Below are 15,988 nucleotides of genomic sequence, written 5' to 3'. Positions count from 1 at the left end.
GTTCAGGGCAGATCCGGCAGGTCCTCCGGGTACAGCAGCGTCAGGTCGTCCGTGCTCGGCTCGGTGAGCTGGGCGACCCGGCTCGCGTGCCGCTCCACCATCGCCTCGAACGTCTGCCGGGCGGTGCGGCCGTTGCCGAACGCGGCACCTTTGGGAAGCACCGTGAAGTACTTCAGCAGCGCTTCCGACGCGCCCTGCGCCAGCTGGTACTCGTGCTCGTCGGCCTGCTGCTCCACGATCCGCAGCAACTCGTCGGGCCCGTAGTCGCCGAAGGTGATGGTGCGGGAGAAGCGGGAGGCCACACCCGGGTTGACGGTCAGGAACCGTTCCATCTCCGCCGTGTAGCCCGCGACGATCACCACCACCGCGTCCCGGTGGTCCTCCATCAGCTTGACCAGGGTGTCGATGGCCTCCTTGCCGAAGTCCCGGCCGGCGTCCTGCGGCGAGAGCGCGTACGCCTCGTCGATGAACAGCACACCGCCGCGCGCCCGTTCGAAGGCCTCCTGGGTGCGGATCGCGGTGGACCCGATGTGCTCGCCGACCAGGTCGACCCGGGACACCTCGACGAGGTGCCCCTTCTCCAGCACACCGAGGGAGGCGAGGATCTCGCCGTAGAGCCGGGCCACCGTGGTCTTGCCGGTGCCGGGGGAGCCGGTGAAGACCAGATGGCGCTTGACCGAGGCCGCCTTCAGACCCGCCTCACGGCGGCGCCGGCCCACCTCGATCATGTCGGTGAGCGCGCGGACCTCCCGCTTGACGCTCTCCAGGCCCACGAGGGCGTCGAGTTCACCGAGCACGTCCTGGGAGGTCCGCGCCGGCCGCTCCGGCTCCGCGGCGGCGACCAGCGGCTCCTGCTCGCTGCTGCGCTGCCCGGGGATCGAGCCCAGCAGTCCGGCCGAGGCACCGGTCGCCTGCACGGCGGTCTCCCGGGCCACGGGCGGCCTGAGCCCGCCGCCGCTCTCGTCGCTGGTGCAGTCCTCCACGACCGGTCCCGTGCCGGAACCCGCGTCGGGGCCGCCCTCCGCGAACTCGTAGCCGCCGCGCGCGCAGCGCTCCGTGCGGCACTTCTTCAGCGTCGTACGACAGCCGTCTATCACATGGAAGCCGTAGCCGCCGCTGCCCGTCACCCGGCAGCCCAGGAAGCTGCCGCGGCCCCCGGCCGACACATAGAAGCCGGCCTCCGCGGGACCGTCCACCGTGCACCGCTCGATCGTGGGATCCGCGCCCTTGGTGACGATCACGCCGGTCTGGGTGCCGTCCAGGGTGCAGTTGTTGAGCGTGCCGCCGCTGCCGTGGTCGCGGAACCAGGCGCCGGTGGCGGCCTCCCGGATGCGGCAGTCGTCGAGCTGCGCGGTCGCCCCGTCGCTGACCGACACGGCGGTGTTGCGCACCTGGGACAGATCGCTGTCCACCACGTCCGCGCGGGAGCCGCGGTCCAGGACGAACAGGGCGTCCGGCACGTCGTGCACCCGGCAGGAGTCGAGCACCGCGGTCGCGCCGTCGCTCACCCACACCGCGGGGTAGTCGCCCGTGCTGTCGAAGATCTCGCACTGGTTGGCGTCCACGCGGGTGCCCGGGTCCCACACCGACAGGCCGTTGCGCCCGAACTGCCGCACCGTCGTCCGGGTCAGCGTGAGCACCGAACGGGAGCGCAGATCGACCGCGTTCTCCGGGATGTCGTGGATGCGGCAGTCGGCGAGGGTCAGCACGGCGTCCGTGTCGAGCGTGACACCGTCCGCCGCCGTGCGGTGCACATCGCAGTCGGTGAGGTGTGCCGTGGCCCGCGCGGTGACCTGGGCACCGGCCCCGCGCACCTCGTAGACCTCGCAACCCACCGCTTCCAGCGCGGAGTTCTCGCCCGTCACCGTCAGGCCCACGCCCGAGGCGTGGTGCACCCGGCAGCGCTCCAGCCGGGGGTGCGCGCCGCCGCGCACCGCGACGCCCGCCTGACCGGCCGCCACCACCTCGCAGTCCTCGAACACCCCGGCACCGCCGTCGAGTACGGCGATGCCGATGCCCGCGGGGTTGTCCACGGTGCAGCGCCGCACGGTCGGGCGGGCGGTGCCGCGCACCTCCAGGCCCGAGGCGGACCGGGTGACGACCCGCACGTCCCGCAGTTCGGGGGTGCCCTCCTCGACGAGCAGCGCGGGCGCGGCGGCATCCTGGCCCTCCACGAGGAGGTCGTGCACCACGGCCGAGGCGCGCACCGTCAGCGGCACCCCGTCGACGGGGGCGATCCGCACCGAGCCCGGCGAGCCCTCGGGGCCGCGCAGCGTCACCGCCCGCTGGATCACCAGGTTCTCCCGGTAGGTGCCGGGAGCGACGGTGAGGACATCGCCGTCGGCGGCGGCCTCCAGGGCGGCGGCGAGCGAAGCGTACTCACCCGTGCGGCGCCGCCAGCGCGATGTGCCGGTGTGCGTCACCTGGACCGTGCCCTGTGCCATGGCGTTGCTGTGCCCCCACCTCGTGGTACGTGGCTCCTTCGCCTCGGGGCGCACGGCCGGTGCCGCGGCCCCTGCGGCGCGTCGCGCGCGGGTCGTCGCCGAGTGTCTCGGCCGGTCCACCGTAGCGTGCGCGCGGGCGGTGGGATGACCAGAGGCGGCAGGCTGTCAACTGCCGGTGCCTGCCTTGCCCCAGTCCGGGCCCGCCCGGTCCCATGCCTGGTCCCAGCGCGCGTACCGACGGCGGACCATGCGCCAGACGATCATCCGTCTGGCGCCCTCGACCACTCCCGCCGTCAGCAGCGCCGCGCCGAACCCGGCCAGCACCGCGTGGGTCGTCGCCGTCACGGAGTCCAGCGGGCGGGCGACCACGCGGCCGTGTGCGTCCGTCCACAGCGTGAAGTGGTCGCCCGGGTGCGGGGAGGTCAGGCGCGACAGGGCCGGGCCGTGCTGCCGGGTGCCGTCCGGGGAGGTCCACTCGGCCAGGACGCGGCTGCGCGGGTCCTGGCCGAGGGGGGCGTCCGGGGCGGGCTCCGGCACGGCGTCGCCCAGCTTGCGCACCACGGTCGCCGTGATCAGATGCCGGGACTGCTGCTGGGCCCGCACCGACCGCTGGAGAGCGTCCTGCGCCGCGGTGCCGACGAACGAGCCGGCCACGGGTGCGGCCACCGCGATCAGCAGCAGCGCTCCGAGGGCCAGCCAGGCCTCGGCCAGATCGGTCGTGCGGCGCAGTGGGTTGTGCCGCCAGCGCCACAGACCGCTGATTGCCCGCAACCTTCCGCACCCCCTTCCCGCTCCGTGATAACCCCTCGCGGAGCGTTCATCCGCGGGCCCGGCCGAAGAGAGAGCGAAATCACCTCCGCTCCCGCGCCTCTTCGACCGGGACCTCTCATGAACTTCTCACGACTTCGCAACGACCGGGTGACGGCGCCGGGTTCCCACGAGGACGGGATCGAGCCGGCACGGACCGTCCGTCAGGAGGCGGCCCCGGCTCGGCGGCAGCGCGTCCGGCGAGGGTCCCGGCGCCGCGTTCCGGCGTCCGGCCAGGGGCGCGGCGTCTCGACGTCCCCGCCCCGCACCACGCCCCGGAAGTGCCCTGAAGATCTTGAAATCGCGCCCGGCCGAGCGCCCCGAAGGGGCGTCGGGCCATATCGCCATGCTGCTCCGCCGCGCGGGCCCGACCGGCCTCGACGCCGCAGCGGTCGGCCGACGGCGCATCACGGCCCTTCCACGGTGTGCTCAGGCGAGGATGCGCACCGGGTCGCCGACCCGGATGGTGCCGGTCGAGCGGGGCACCAGGTTCTGGCCGAAGACCAGCGAGCGGCCGATGCGGCGATGGCGCGCCAGCGTGCGCAGGGGTTCCACGCCGCGCGTGGCGGTGCCCTGGTCGGTCGTCGTCACGACGCACCGCCCGCAGGGCTTGGCGACCCGGAAGACCACCTCGCCGATGGCGATGCCCGACCAGTCGTCCTCGGCCCAGGGCCGCGTGCCGGCCACGACCACGCTCGGCCGGAAGCGGTTCATGAGCAGCGGGCCCTCCTGTGCGTGATCGCCCTGGGCCACCAGGGAGTTGAGGGCGTCGAGGGAGGCGAGCGTGGTCACCAGCAGCGGATAGCCGTCGGCGAAGCTGACCGTCTCACCGGGCAGTGCGTGGTCCGGGTCGACCGGGCGGCGCGTGGCCGGGTCGTCCAGGTGGACCAGGCGGACGTCCGCCCCCAGAAAGCCGGCGCACCAGGCGTGTGCGGCGGCGTCCGCGGGGACGGCCTCCACCTTGGTGCCGAAGACGGTCACCGGCACCGTGCCCCCGGGCGCCGGGACCGGCACGGTCAGCGGCGCCCTCCCGGCCGCGGACAGACGGACGCCGCCGCCGGCCACGGGCTCGGCGGCGGCCAGCGCGAGGCGTGGTTCCTCGCGCTGTGTGACGACCTTTCCCCCGTCGTCGATCAGCGCCCAGCGCCGGTCTCCGGCCAGCCCCCAGGGCTCCACGGCGGCCTCCCGGGGCGAAACGCCCCGGAACGCCTTGACCGGATGGACGTGGATCGAGTGCAGCGTGCCGTTCCCCATGGCGTCATCGTGCCAGCAGGCACCGGCGGCCAGGGAAGACCGGTCAGTAGCCGCGGTACTGCTGCTGGTTGTTGTACGGGTCCTGGTACGGAGCCGGCGCGGGCCGGGGGGCCGCGGGGCGCATCGCCTCGTAGCCGGTGCCCTGCGTCATCGGCCGCGGGGGCTGCTGACCGGGGTAGCCGCGCGGGGCGGTGGCCTGCTGCGGGATGTACGCCGTGGGTGCCTGCTGCAACGGAGCGGGCTGCGGCGCCTGCGGGTAGCCGTAGTGGGGTGCGGGCTGGGAGGGACCCGCCGGGAGCGCGGGCAGGGCCGACGGCAGCGCGGGCAGGTTGCTGCCGGGCGTGTCGTAGGCCGCGGGGACCCGGATCGGGGCGATCTGCGGGGTGCCCCGCTCGGCCACGAGCGAGTCGTAGATCGGGGTGTCCGGGAAGGAGGCGGAGTAGTAGCCGCCGCCATAAGTGGAGCGGGGGGAGGTCATGGCACATAAGTTAAGCCCACGATGTGCTGGTTGGGGAGACCGATAAGAGGGTTGTTTTCCGTGTCGGCGATGACGCGGGATCCCCAATCCGAGCGAACGTGGGAAAAAGGGGCGGCGGTCCGCGTTTGAATCGTGTAAAGGCCGAGTTCCCGGCAGGTTACCGGGGGTTGGACGGCGGTGATTCCGTGCCGCTCCTGGGAGTTCGCCGCCCCCCGCAATAGGTTGGCGGGGTAGGGATGGCAAGAGACGGCAAGTGACAGGCAAGGGACGGCCGGGACACGGCCCGGCGGCGACCAGGTGATGGGGGCGGACATGTCAATGCCGAAAGGATCGAATGCGCCGGTGCCCACGACGGCGCTGCGGGTCGAATTGGGCTGGCGTCCGGGACCAGGGGTCCCGGACGTGGACGCCTCGGCCCTCCTGCTGGTGGCGGGAAAGGTGCGCTCGGACGGAGACTTCGTCTTCTACAACCAGCCCGCGCACTCCTCGGGGGCGGTCCGCCACGAAGGCAAACGCAATGCCGCGGGGAGGGTGACCGACACCCTTTTCGTGGACCTCGCGCGCGTGGAGCCCGCCGTCGAACGCGTGGTCCTCGCCGCCTCCGCTGACGGCGGGCCCTTCGGCCGGGTGCCCGACCTGTACATCGCGGTTACGGACGCCGCCCGGGGCGACACGGTCGCCCGCTTCGACAGCACGGGCGCGACCGTCGAGACCGCCTTCGTGCTCGGCGAGTTCTACCGCCGCCAGAGCGGCTGGAAGTTCCGCGCCGTCGGCCAGGGCTACAGCAGCGGACTTGAGGGTCTGGCCACGGACTTCGGGATCACCGTGGACGAGCCGCAGCACGCGGCACCGCCCGCCCCCTCGACGACACCATCACCCGGCACCCCGCCGCGTCCGCAGAGCCCGCCGCCCGCGGTGACCGCACCGCCGCCCGCGGGTCCGCCGGTCCCGCTGCCCCCGCCGCCGGCCGCCGCGCCCGTACGCCTCAGCAAGGTCACGCTCACCAAGGCGGCCCCCTCCGTCTCGCTGGCCAAGCAGGGCGGCACGTCCGGCGCCCTGCGGGTCAACCTCAACTGGCAGGTCCACAAGCAGCTCTCCGGATGGGGCCGCCGGCGCGGCGCCGCGCACACCGACCTCGACCTGTGCGCCCTGTACGAACTCGCCGACGGCCGCAAAGGGGTCGTCCAGGCCCTCGGCAACGCCTTCGGTTCGCTGCACCGGCCCCCGTACATCCACCTCGACGGCGACGACCGCACCGGCGCCTCGGCGAGCGGCGAGAACCTCACCGTCAACCTCGACCACACCCGGGACTTCCGGCGCATCCTCGTCTTCGTGACCATCTACGAGGGCGCCTCCTCCTTCGCCGACCTGCACGCCACCGTCACCCTGCAGCCCCAGTACGGCGCGCCCGTCGAGTTCTCGCTCGACGAGTGCACGGTGCCCTCGACGGTGTGCGCGCTCGCCCTGATCACCAACACCGGCGCCGACCTGGTGGTCCGGCGCGAGGCCCGGTACCTGGTGCCGGAGCGCGGCGTGAGCCCGCAACGGACCGTCGACCACGCCTACGGATGGGGCATGAACTGGACACCCGGCCGCAAGTGACGGACCCTCAGCCCTCGTCGGGCACGGCGTCGGGACGCGCGTACGTACGGCCCTTCCAGGCCGCTCCGCGCCCCCGGTAGTGCTGCACCGCCGAGTCGACCGTCATGAGCAGATACAGGAACGCGGTGAGCGGCAGCGACACGGCGAGCCACGGCGGCAGACGGTAGTAGCGGAGCATCGGGACATACGTCCCCGTCATCACCAGCCACGCCAGGGCACCGGTCACCGCGGCGGCCGTACTCCCCGTCGCCGCGCCCGCGACCAGCGCCACGGGCGGCACGAGGTACACCAGCGCCAGCCCGGCGACCGTGCCGAGGAGCAGCAGCGGGTTGTGCCGCAGCTGCGCGTACGCGCTGCGCGAGACCATCCGCCACAGATCGTGCAGCCGCGGATAGGGGCGCACGCTGTCCACCCGCTCGGCGAGCCCCAGCCAGATGTGCCCCCCGCCGCCCTTCACGGCCCGCGCGAGCGCCACGTCGTCGATGACGGCGTGCCGGATCGCGTCGGGGATGCGCGCCCGCTCCGCCGTCTCCGCGCGCAGCAGCACACAACCGCCCGCCGCGGCCGCCGTGCGCGCCCCGCGCCGCCCGATCCGGCGGAACGGATACAACTGCGCGAAGAAGTACACAAAGGCGGGCACCACCAGGCGCTCCCACAGGCTCTCCACGCGCAGCCGGGCCATCTGCGAGACGACGTCGAAGCCGCCGGTGCGCGCCGCCGCCACCAGGTGCCGCAGGCTGTCCGGCGCGTGCGCGATGTCCGCGTCCGTCAGGAGCAGGTACTCGGGGTCACGCGCGCGTGCCAGCACGATGCCGTGGCGCACCGCCCACAGCTTGCCCGTCCAGCCCGCGGGCGGCTCGCCGGGCGAGTCCACCGTCAGCGGCAGCCCGCCGTGCCGCCGGGCCAGTTCCCGGGCCAGCTCTCCGGTGCCGTCCGAGCTGCCGTCGTCGACCAGGAAGACCTCGGCCCGCCCCGGATACTCCTGTGCCAGCAGGGACGGCAGGCTCGACGGCAGCACCGCGGCCTCGTCGCGGGCCGGCACGACCACGCACACCGACGGCCAGTCGCCCGGGTCCCGGCGCGGCGGAAGGCGGACGTCCGTCTGCCAGAAGCGGCCCTGACACAGCAACAGCCACAGCCAGGCGGCCAGCGATACGGCAGCGATCCACAGGAGGGCACTCACCCGCGCAGTCTGCCCCACCGGACGGGCCCGCCGGGACCCATCGTCTATCGTGGCCGGGTGAAGATCGCGCTCATGGACTCCGGAATCGGCCTGCTGGCGGCCACCGCCGCGGTGCGGCGTCTGCGGCCCGACGCGGATCTCGTCCTCTCCCTCGACCCCGACGGCATGCCGTGGGGCCCGCGCACCCCGGGAGACCTCACCGAGCGCGCCCTGGCCGTGGCCGAGGCCGCCGCCGCGCACCGCCCCGACGCCCTCGTCGTCGGCTGCAACACGGCGACCGTGCACGCGCTGGACACCCTGCGCGCCCGCCTGGAGCCCGGCATTCCGGTGATCGGCACCGTACCGGCGATCAAGCCGGCCGCGGCCGGCGGCGGGCCCGTCGCGATCTGGGCCACACCCGCCACCACCGGCAGCCCCTACCAGCGCGGGCTCATCGAGGAGTTCGCCGACGGCGTACCGGTCGCCGAAGTGCCGTGCTGGGGACTGGCCGAAGCGGTCGAACACGCCGACGAGGCCGCCATCGACGCCGCCGTCGGCGCGGCCGCCGGGCTGACCCCGCACGACGTGACGACCGTCGTCCTCGGCTGCACCCACTACGAACTGGTCGCCGAACGCATCCGCGCGGCCGTACGGCGCGCCGACGCCCCGCCGCTGGTCCTGCACGGCAGCGCCGGCGCGGTGGCCGCCCAGACGCTGCGCCGCATCGGCGAGCGGCCCGCACCCGACGCGCCGGCCGACGGCACCGTGACGGTGCTGCTGAGCGGCCGCGCGGGCGGGCTGCCGGCCCCCGCGCTGAACTACGCCGAGGGCCGCCTGCTCGTGGCCGCGAGCCCCGCCCGCTGACCACAGGGCGGCCGGGCCGGCACAGCGGGCCGCTCCCCGCAACCCGGCGCTGCCACTGTGCGCAACGCGCTACCCGCACGGCGAATCCTGAGTAACCTCGTAGGCATGCAGGACCACCCCCACGACGAGGACACCGCCGACGCCTCGCACCCCGAAGTGTGGACCGGCCGCGCCACCAACCGGGTCCAGTGGCTGCTCGCGCTCGTCGGCGCGGCCTGCATGGCGCTCGGCATCGAACTCGCCGTGGACTCCGCCTGGACCTCGGGCACCGCCGCGCTCGTCATGTCCGTGGTCGGCTGCATCGCGGCCGGGCTGCTGGTCCTCTTCGGCACCCTCGCGTTCGTGCACGTCGACCTGAAGCTCGACCAGGAGTCCCTCGAAGTGCGCTGCGGCCACATCGGGCTGCCGCGCCGCCGCATCCCGCTCAGCCATGTCGCCGGCGCCGAGTTCGCCCCGCACGTCACCCCGCGCCACTGGGGCGGCTGGGGGTACCGCTGGCGGCCCGAGAAGGGGACCGCGGTCGTCGTGCGCCGCGGCGAGGGCGTGGTGCTGCGGCTGTGGGACGGCCACACGTTCACGATCACCGTGGACAACGCGGAGTCGGCGGTCCGGGTGATCAAGGCCCGGCTGCGCACCATCACACCCGGTACCGCCCACTGAGACCCCCGTCGCGGCCAGGGGCGCCCGATCCGCCGTGACCCCGGGGACCACCGTCGTCATGACATGAAGCGACCCCGCGGTGCCGTGGGCCCTCTCATGGACCGCGTTGTCGGCCGCAAGGTCACCCGCCGTACACTCCCGGGGTGACCGTCACCGCACCATCCGTGGACCAGCCGGACCGGGTCCGGGCGCGCCCGTGGTCCACGCGCGGCGCCCGACTGCTGCCTCTTGCCCCGGCCGTCGTCTCGGCGCTCTGCGGCGTGCTGCTCTACGTCAGCTTCCCGCCGCGCACCCTGTGGTGGCTCGCCCTGCCCGCCTTCGCCGGGTTCGGCTGGGTGCTGCGCGGCCGGGGCTGGAAGGCGGCCCTCGGCCTCGGCTACCTCTTCGGCCTCGGCTTCCTGCTGCCGCTGCTGGTGTGGACCGGTGTCGAGGTCGGTCCCGGGCCCTGGCTCGCCCTGGTCGCCGTGGAGGCGGTCTTCGTCGCGCTGGTCGGGCTCGGTGTCGCGGCGGTCTCGAAGCTGCCCGCCTGGCCGGTGTGGGCGGCGGCCGTCTGGGTGACCGGCGAGGCGGTACGCGCGCGTGTACCGTTCCACGGCTTCCCCTGGGGCAAGATCGCGTTCGGCCAGGCGGACGGCGTCTTCCTGCCGCTCGCCGCGGTCGGCGGCACCCCCGTGCTCGGCTTCGCCGTCGTCCTGTGCGGATTCGGACTGTACGAGGCCGTGCGCGTGGCGGCCGAGGGGCGGCGCACCCGTGCCGTGCGCAGCGGGACCGCCGCCGCGGCCCTGCTGAGCGTGGCCGTACCGGTGGCGGGGGCGCTGGCCGCCCGGACGCTGGTCAGCGACAAGGCCGAGGACGGCACGGTGACCGTCGCGGTCGTCCAGGGCAACGTGCCGCGCTCCGGCCTGGAGTTCAACGCCCAGCGGCGCGCCGTGCTCGACTACCACGCGCGCGAGACCAGGAAGCTGGCCGCCGACATCAAGGCGGGCAAGGTCGCCCGGCCCGACTTCGTGCTGTGGCCGGAGAACGCCTCCGACATCGACCCCTTCGGCAACCCCGACGCGGCCCTCGTCATCGACGAGGCGGCCAAGGCGGTCGGCGTGCCCATCTCGGTCGGCGGGGTCGTCGCGCGCGACGGCAAAGTGTTCAACGAGCAGATCCTGTGGGACCCGGTCAAGGGGCCCACCCAGACCTACGACAAGCGGCAGATCCAGCCGTTCGGCGAGTACCTGCCGCTGCGCTCGCTCCTCGACGCCGTCAACGACAGCTGGACGACCATGGTCAGCCAGGACTTCAGCCGGGGCACCAAGCCGGGCGTCTTCGACATCGGCGGTACCCGGGTCGGTCTCGCGACCTGCTACGAGGCCGCCTTCGACTGGGCCGTACGGGACACGGTCACCCACGGCGCGCAGATGATCTCCGTGCCGAGCAACAACGCGACCTTCGACCGCAGCGAGATGACCTACCAGCAGCTCGCCATGTCCCGGGTCCGCGCCGTGGAGCACAGCCGGACCGTGACCGTGCCGGTGACCAGCGGCGTCAGCGCGATCATCATGCCGGACGGGAAGATCACCCAGAGGACCGGCATGTTCGTGCCCGGTCACCTGGTCCAGAAGATCCCGCTGCGCTCCTCGCAGACCCCCGCCACCCGGCTGGGCATCCTGCCCGAGATGGCCCTGGTGCTGGTCGCCGCGGGCGGTCTCGGCTGGGCGATCGGGGCCGCTGCGCGCCCGTCGCTCGCGCGGGAGGAACGCCGACGGGCCCGTTAGGGTCGATCCATGGGTACTCCTGACTTCATCCGTACCATCCGGGGCTCGGCGGGCCACCAATTGCTGTGGCTTCCGGGCGTCAGCGCCGTCGTCCTGGACGACCGCGGCCGAGTGCTGCTGGGCCGCCGCGCGGACAACCGCAAGTGGGCGGTGCCCTCCGGTATCCCGGACCCCGGCGAGCAGCCGGCCGACTGCGCCGCGCGGGAGGTGTACGAGGAAACGGCCGTCCGGTGCGTCCCGGAACGGGTCGCGATGGTGAAGTCGGGCGATGTGGTCACCTACGGCAACGGCGACATCTGTCAGTTCATGGACATCACCTTCCGCTGCCGGGCCGTCGGCGGTGAGGCACGCGTCAACGACGACGAGTCCCTGGAGGTCGGATGGTTCGAGGTGGACGCCATGCCGACGATGAACGAACGCCAGTTGTTCCGGATCAAGCAGGCCCTGTCCGATGAACCCACATGGTTTATCCCTACGAGTTTTCAATGAAGTATGGGGTGTGACCACATGTGGTCGGGTCGGGGTGCTGCTTAGGGTCGAGCCATGACCTCGCCCAGCGCCCTGCCCGGTCCGCACACCCCCTCGCTCGACCTGTCCGGCCGCACCGCCCTCGTCACCGGTGCGGCGGGCGGCATCGGTGGCGCCTGCGCGTTGCGACTCGCGGCCGCCGGCGCCAAGGTGCGCGCCGTCGACCGGGACACGGCCGGTCTGGAGGCGCTGGCCGAGCGGGCCCGCGAGTCGGCGGGCACCATCGAACCGCAGGTCCTGGACCTGACCGACCTCGACGCCGCCGAACACGCCGCCGCCGGCACCGACGTCCTGGTCAACAATGCCGGGCTGCAGCTGGTCCGCCCCATCGAGGAGTTCCCGCCCGAGGTGTTCCACACCGTGCTGACCGTGATGCTGGAGGCCCCGTTCCGGCTCATCCGGGGCGCGCTGCCGCACATGTACGGTCAGGGCTGGGGCCGTATCGTCAACATCTCCTCCGTCCATGGACTGCGCGCCTCCGCCTACAAGTCGGCCTATGTGGCCGCCAAACATGGCCTGGAGGGCCTGTCCAAGACGGCCGCCCTGGAGGGCGCCGGCCACGGTGTCACCTCGAACTGTGTGAATCCCGGCTATGTGCGCACCCCCCTGGTGGAGCAGCAGATCGCCGACCAGGCGCGGGCCCACGGCATCCCCGAGGAGCGCGTGCTGTCCGAGGTGCTTCTGCTGGACAGCGCCGTCAAACGGCTCATCGAACCGGAGGAGGTGGCCGAGGCGGTCGCCTACCTCTGCGGCCCGCAGGCCGCCTTCGTCACCGGCACCTCGCTGGTCCTCGACGGAGGCTGGACGGCGCACTGACCGGCCCGGCGACCGGCGCATCGACCGGCCCGACCGGCGCACTGACCGGCCCGGCGACCGCGGACCGGGGAGTTTTCCACAGGCCGGACGCGATCGACGGGCGATGCGGAATCCTGGAAGCATGTCTCGCGATCACCTGCACTCCACCGGGCGCCCCGCCACCGCCGCGCAGCTCCCGGCCGGTGCCGCCGGCACACCGGACGGCGACGCCGGGACCGCGTTCCTCGACCTGCTGGCCCGCGGTGCCCCGGCCGAGGCCTACGAGCAGCCGGTGCTGCTCGCCCGCGCCGAGGGCCGGCCCGCCGACCGGATCGCCGCGCTGGAGCGGGCCAAGCTCCTCGCGCTCAGGGTCCGCGCGGAACTGGAGGGCCGGCGGCGGCGCGAGGCGGAGCTGTCCGCGCTCTTCGAGACCGCCCACGACCTCGCGGGACTGCGGGACGTGGACGCGGTCCTGCAGGCGATCGTGCAGCGCGCCCGCTCGCTGCTCGGCACGGACGTCGCCTACCTCAGCCTCAACGACCCGGCACGCGGCGACACCTACATGCGGGTCACCGAGGGCTCGGTCGCCGCCCGCTTCCAGCAGTTGCGCCTGGGCATGGGGGAGGGGCTCGGCGGGCTCGTCGCCCAGACCGCCCGCCCGTACGTCACCGAGGACTACTTCAAGGACGACCGCTTCCGGCACACGCTCACCATCGACACAGGCGTGCGTGACGAGGGCCTGGTCGCCATCCTCGGTGTTCCGCTCATGCTCGGTCCGCATGTCATCGGTGTCCTGTTCGCGGCGGACCGCCGCGCGCGGGTCTTCGAACGCGAACAGATCGCGCTCCTCGGCTCCTTCGCCGCGCTCGCCGCCGCCGCGATCGACACCGCGAACCTGCTCACCGAGACCCGGTCCGCGCTGGCCGACCTGGAGCGGGCCAACGAGATCATCCGGGACCGCAGCGCGGTGATCGAGCGGGCCTCGGACGTCCACGACCGGCTCGCCGAACTCGTCCTGCGGGGCGGTGGGGTCCACGACGTGGCCGCCGCGGTCTCCCAAGTCCTGGCCGCCACCGTCGAGTTCGCCGAGACCGGGGACGCACCGGCAGCGGCGCTTGAGGCCTCAAGGGCGGAGGGCCACGCGGTGCCCCACGGCGCCGACTGGATCGCCGCGGTCGCCGCGGGCGGCGAACTCCTCGGCGCGCTGGTGCTGCGCGGCCACCCCGGACTCGACCCCGTCGACCAGAGCACCCTGGAACGTGCCGCGTCGGTCACCTCGCTGCTGCTGCTCGCCCGCCGCTCGGCCGCCGACGCCGAGCAACGGGTCCGCGGCGAACTCCTCGACGACCTCCTCGACGCCCGCGACCGCGACCCGCGCCTGCTGCGCGACCGCGCCTCCCGGCTGCACGCCGACCTCGACGCCGTGCACGTCGTCCTGGCCGCCCGGCTCGGCGGGGCCGCGCCCGACGCCGAACACGAGGCCGCCGCCCGCCGCCGCCTCGGCGCCGCCGCCTCCCACCTCGCCGCGACCCGGCACGGCCTGGCCGCCGCCCGCGACGGCGGCACCGTCCTGCTGCTGCCGCTTGGCCGCGGCGACACCGCCACCGACGTGGCCCGACGCACCGCCCGCCACCTCGGCGCGGCCGTCCACGAGCCGGTCACGGTGGGGGCGTCCGCCCCGGTCGCCGACCTGCTCGCCCGCCCCGAGGCCGTGGCCGCCGCCTACGCCGAGGGACGTCGCTGCCTCGACACGCTGCGCCTGCTCGGCCGCTCGGAAGACGGCGCCGCGGCCGAGGAGTTCGGCTTCCTCGGGCTGCTCCTCGCCGGCGAGCGGGACGTCACCGGCTTCGTCGAGCGCACCATCGGCCCCGTGGCGGCCTATGACGAACGGCGCGGTACACAGCTGTTGCGCACGCTCGACGCGTACTTCGCCTGCGGCATGAGCCCGGCCCGCACCAAGGACGAACTCCACGTCCATGTGAACACGGTCGCCCAGCGGCTCGACCGGGTCGCACGGCTCCTCGGCGACGACTGGCAGGAACCGGCCCGCGCCCTGGAGATCCAACTCGCCCTGCGGCTGCACCGGTTGGCCGTGCCGTCACGGCACTGACCCCGTACGGACGTCCGTACGGGGTCAGTGCGACCGGAGCGCGAACCGGAACGCGGGTCAGACGGTGCGGGCGTCCGCCGCCCGGTCGGCGGTCTGCTCCCGGCCGGCCGCGGTCCCGGAGTCGACCTCGGCGAGGTCGCGGTGCCGGGTCTCCTTGGCCACCCCGATGGCCACCAGCGTCAGCACGGCCGCCGCGATCACGTACAGCGCGATCGGAGTGGAGCTGTCGTACTCGGAGAGAAGCGCGGTGGCGATGAGCGGCGCCGGCGCACCGGCCGCGACGGAGGCGAACTGGGCGCCGATGGACGCGCCGGAATAACGCATCCGGGTCGCGAACATCTCGGAGAAGAAGGCGGCCTGCGGCGCGTACATCGCGCCGTGCAGGACCAGGCCCACGGTGACGGCCAAAATCAGACTGCCGAACGAGCCCGTGTCGATGAGGGAGAAGAACGGGAACATCCACAGGCCGATCCCGGCCGCGCCCAGCAGGTAGACGGGCCTGCGTCCGACCCGGTCCGACAGCGCGCCCCAGGCCGGGATGACCGCGAAGTGCACGGCCGACCCGATGAGCACGGCGTTCAGGGCCGTCTGCTTGGAGACACCGGCCGAGGTGGTGGCGTAGACGAGGATGAACGCGGTGATCACGTAGTAGCTGATGTTCTCCGCCATGCGCGCGCCCATCGCCACCAGGACGTCGCGCCAGTGGTGCCGCAGCACGGAGACGAGCGGCAGCTTCTCCGGGTCGGCCGCCGCGGTCGCCCTGCGGGCCTCCGCCCGCGCCAACGCCTCCTGGAACACGGGCGATTCGTCGACGGACAGGCGGATCCACAGGCCGACGGCGACCAGCACGCCCGACAGCAGGAACGGGATGCGCCAGCCCCAGCTGCCGAACGCGGAGTCCGACAGCAGCGTGGTGAGCAGTGACAGCACACCGGTCGCGAGCAACTGTCCGGCGGGCGCCCCGGTCTGCGGCCACGAGGCCCAGAACCCGCGCCGCCGGGCGTCCCCGTGCTCGGACACCAGGAGCACGGCGCCGCCCCATTCGCCGCCCAGCGCGAAGCCCTGGACGAGTCGCAGCACGGTCAGCAGCACGGGCGCCGCGGTTCCGATGCTCGCGTGCGTCGGCAGCAGACCGATGGCAAAGGTCGCGGCGCCCATCATCAGCAGGCTGAGCACCAGCAGCCGCTTGCGCCCCAGCCGGTCCCCGTAGTGCCCGAACACCAGGGCGCCCAGCGGTCGCGCCGCGAATCCGACCGCATAGGTGAGGAACGACAACAGGGTGCCGACGAGCGGGTCGGAGTCCGGGAAGAAGAGCTTGTTGAACACGAGCGCGGCGGCCGAGCCGTACAGGAAGAAGTCGTACCACTCGATGGTGGTGCCGATGAGGCTGGCGGCGACGATGCGGGGGAGCCTGGCTTGGGTCGGTGGAGCGGATGCTGCGGGGGCCATGTGCGCCACTTCCTCGTGTGCGGTGGGGACGGTGGGTGTCGGCACACCGTAGGAAGAAGCAGGTCCAGC

Annotated in this window: 13 protein-coding genes; 7 read left to right on the top strand and 6 right to left on the bottom strand. The window is 73.6% G+C overall.

Going from position 1 to position 15,988, the window contains the following annotated elements; all coding sequences use genetic code 11:
* Positions 1-2 precede the first annotated feature (2 nt).
* From ACFYTE_RS13255 to ACFYTE_RS13240, 4 genes are all read right to left on the bottom strand, one after another.
* Positions 3-2,444, bottom strand: a complete 2,442-nt coding sequence (locus ACFYTE_RS13255; RefSeq protein WP_388708925.1) for a right-handed parallel beta-helix repeat-containing protein — start codon at positions 2,442-2,444, stop codon at positions 3-5.
* 165 nt (positions 2,445-2,609) lie between these two features.
* On the bottom strand, positions 2,610-3,215 hold the full coding sequence (locus ACFYTE_RS13250; RefSeq protein ID WP_388708922.1) for a hypothetical protein: 606 nt from the start codon (positions 3,213-3,215) through the stop codon (positions 2,610-2,612).
* 465 nt (positions 3,216-3,680) lie between these two features.
* On the bottom strand, positions 3,681-4,505 hold the full coding sequence (locus ACFYTE_RS13245) for an MOSC domain-containing protein (protein WP_388708919.1): 825 nt from the start codon (positions 4,503-4,505) through the stop codon (positions 3,681-3,683).
* A gap of 43 nt (positions 4,506-4,548) precedes the next feature.
* Positions 4,549-4,983: a DUF6643 family protein gene (locus tag ACFYTE_RS13240; protein ID WP_388708916.1), complete on the bottom strand. Its 435-nt coding sequence runs from the start codon at positions 4,981-4,983 to the stop codon at positions 4,549-4,551.
* Between the two features lie 300 nt (positions 4,984-5,283).
* Here ACFYTE_RS13240 and ACFYTE_RS13235 point away from each other — a divergent pair, with 300 nt between their 5' ends.
* Positions 5,284-6,585 (top strand): TerD family protein, encoded by a 1,302-nt coding sequence (locus tag ACFYTE_RS13235; protein ID WP_388708914.1) that lies wholly within the window; start codon positions 5,284-5,286, stop codon positions 6,583-6,585.
* A gap of 7 nt (positions 6,586-6,592) precedes the next feature.
* Here the strand turns inward: ACFYTE_RS13235 and ACFYTE_RS13230 are convergent, their stop codons facing one another.
* Positions 6,593-7,786: a glycosyltransferase gene (locus ACFYTE_RS13230; RefSeq protein ID WP_388708912.1), complete on the bottom strand. Its 1,194-nt coding sequence runs from the start codon at positions 7,784-7,786 to the stop codon at positions 6,593-6,595.
* Positions 7,787-7,825: 39 nt separating this feature from the next.
* Between ACFYTE_RS13230 and ACFYTE_RS13225 the strand changes: the two genes are divergently transcribed.
* The 6 genes from ACFYTE_RS13225 to ACFYTE_RS13200 all read left to right on the top strand — a co-directional run bounded on the left by ACFYTE_RS13225 (position 7,826) and on the right by ACFYTE_RS13200 (position 14,470).
* Positions 7,826-8,611 (top strand): glutamate racemase, encoded by a 786-nt coding sequence (locus tag ACFYTE_RS13225; protein WP_388708909.1) that lies wholly within the window; start codon positions 7,826-7,828, stop codon positions 8,609-8,611.
* Between the two features lie 105 nt (positions 8,612-8,716).
* The gene (locus tag ACFYTE_RS13220) at positions 8,717-9,271 is read left to right on the top strand and encodes a hypothetical protein (protein ID WP_388708907.1); all 555 of its coding nucleotides are present in this window, start codon (positions 8,717-8,719) and stop codon (positions 9,269-9,271) included.
* Between the two features lie 143 nt (positions 9,272-9,414).
* Positions 9,415-11,037: an apolipoprotein N-acyltransferase gene (gene lnt / locus ACFYTE_RS13215; protein ID WP_388708905.1), complete on the top strand. Its 1,623-nt coding sequence runs from the start codon at positions 9,415-9,417 to the stop codon at positions 11,035-11,037.
* A 9-nt stretch (positions 11,038-11,046) separates the two neighbouring features.
* Complete coding sequence (locus tag ACFYTE_RS13210; protein ID WP_388708902.1) at positions 11,047-11,526, top strand: NUDIX domain-containing protein; 480 nt, start codon at positions 11,047-11,049, stop codon at positions 11,524-11,526.
* A 54-nt stretch (positions 11,527-11,580) separates the two neighbouring features.
* Positions 11,581-12,381 (top strand): 3-hydroxybutyrate dehydrogenase, encoded by an 801-nt coding sequence (locus ACFYTE_RS13205; protein WP_388708900.1) that lies wholly within the window; start codon positions 11,581-11,583, stop codon positions 12,379-12,381.
* 121 nt (positions 12,382-12,502) lie between these two features.
* The gene (locus tag ACFYTE_RS13200; protein WP_388708898.1) at positions 12,503-14,470 is read left to right on the top strand and encodes a helix-turn-helix domain-containing protein; all 1,968 of its coding nucleotides are present in this window, start codon (positions 12,503-12,505) and stop codon (positions 14,468-14,470) included.
* Positions 14,471-14,527: 57 nt separating this feature from the next.
* On the opposite strand, the gene ACFYTE_RS13195 is transcribed toward ACFYTE_RS13200, so the two are convergent.
* Positions 14,528-15,919 carry an MFS transporter gene (locus ACFYTE_RS13195; protein ID WP_388708895.1) on the bottom strand — a complete coding sequence of 464 codons (1,392 nt, stop codon included), beginning with the start codon at positions 15,917-15,919 and terminating at the stop codon, positions 14,528-14,530.
* Positions 15,920-15,988: the final 69 nt, after the last annotated feature.

Origin of the sequence: Streptomyces sp. NPDC004629 (assembly GCF_042873595.1) — a bacterium.
GTDB lineage: Bacteria > Actinomycetota > Actinomycetes > Streptomycetales > Streptomycetaceae > Streptomyces.
The sequence above is the reverse complement of the archived record's forward strand: the minus strand, read 5'-3'. Positions and strand labels throughout refer to the sequence as shown.

Excerpts from the sequence above, each read along its gene's own strand:
- ACFYTE_RS13200 (WP_388708898.1), top strand. The coding sequence starts at position 12,503 with ATGTCTCGCGATCACCTGCACTCCACCGGGCGCCCCGCCACCGCCGCG.
- ACFYTE_RS13210 (WP_388708902.1), top strand. The coding sequence starts at position 11,047 with ATGGGTACTCCTGACTTCATCCGTACCATCCGGGGCTCGGCGGGCCAC.
- ACFYTE_RS13255 (WP_388708925.1), bottom strand. The coding sequence starts at position 2,444 with ATGGCACAGGGCACGGTCCAGGTGACGCACACCGGCACATCGCGCTGG.
- ACFYTE_RS13195 (WP_388708895.1), bottom strand. The coding sequence starts at position 15,919 with ATGGCCCCCGCAGCATCCGCTCCACCGACCCAAGCCAGGCTCCCCCGC.
- ACFYTE_RS13240 (WP_388708916.1), bottom strand. The coding sequence starts at position 4,983 with ATGACCTCCCCCCGCTCCACTTATGGCGGCGGCTACTACTCCGCCTCC.
- ACFYTE_RS13220 (WP_388708907.1), top strand. The coding sequence starts at position 8,717 with ATGCAGGACCACCCCCACGACGAGGACACCGCCGACGCCTCGCACCCC.
- ACFYTE_RS13245 (WP_388708919.1), bottom strand. The coding sequence starts at position 4,505 with ATGGGGAACGGCACGCTGCACTCGATCCACGTCCATCCGGTCAAGGCG.
- ACFYTE_RS13205 (WP_388708900.1), top strand. The coding sequence starts at position 11,581 with ATGACCTCGCCCAGCGCCCTGCCCGGTCCGCACACCCCCTCGCTCGAC.
- ACFYTE_RS13235 (WP_388708914.1), top strand. The coding sequence starts at position 5,284 with ATGGGGGCGGACATGTCAATGCCGAAAGGATCGAATGCGCCGGTGCCC.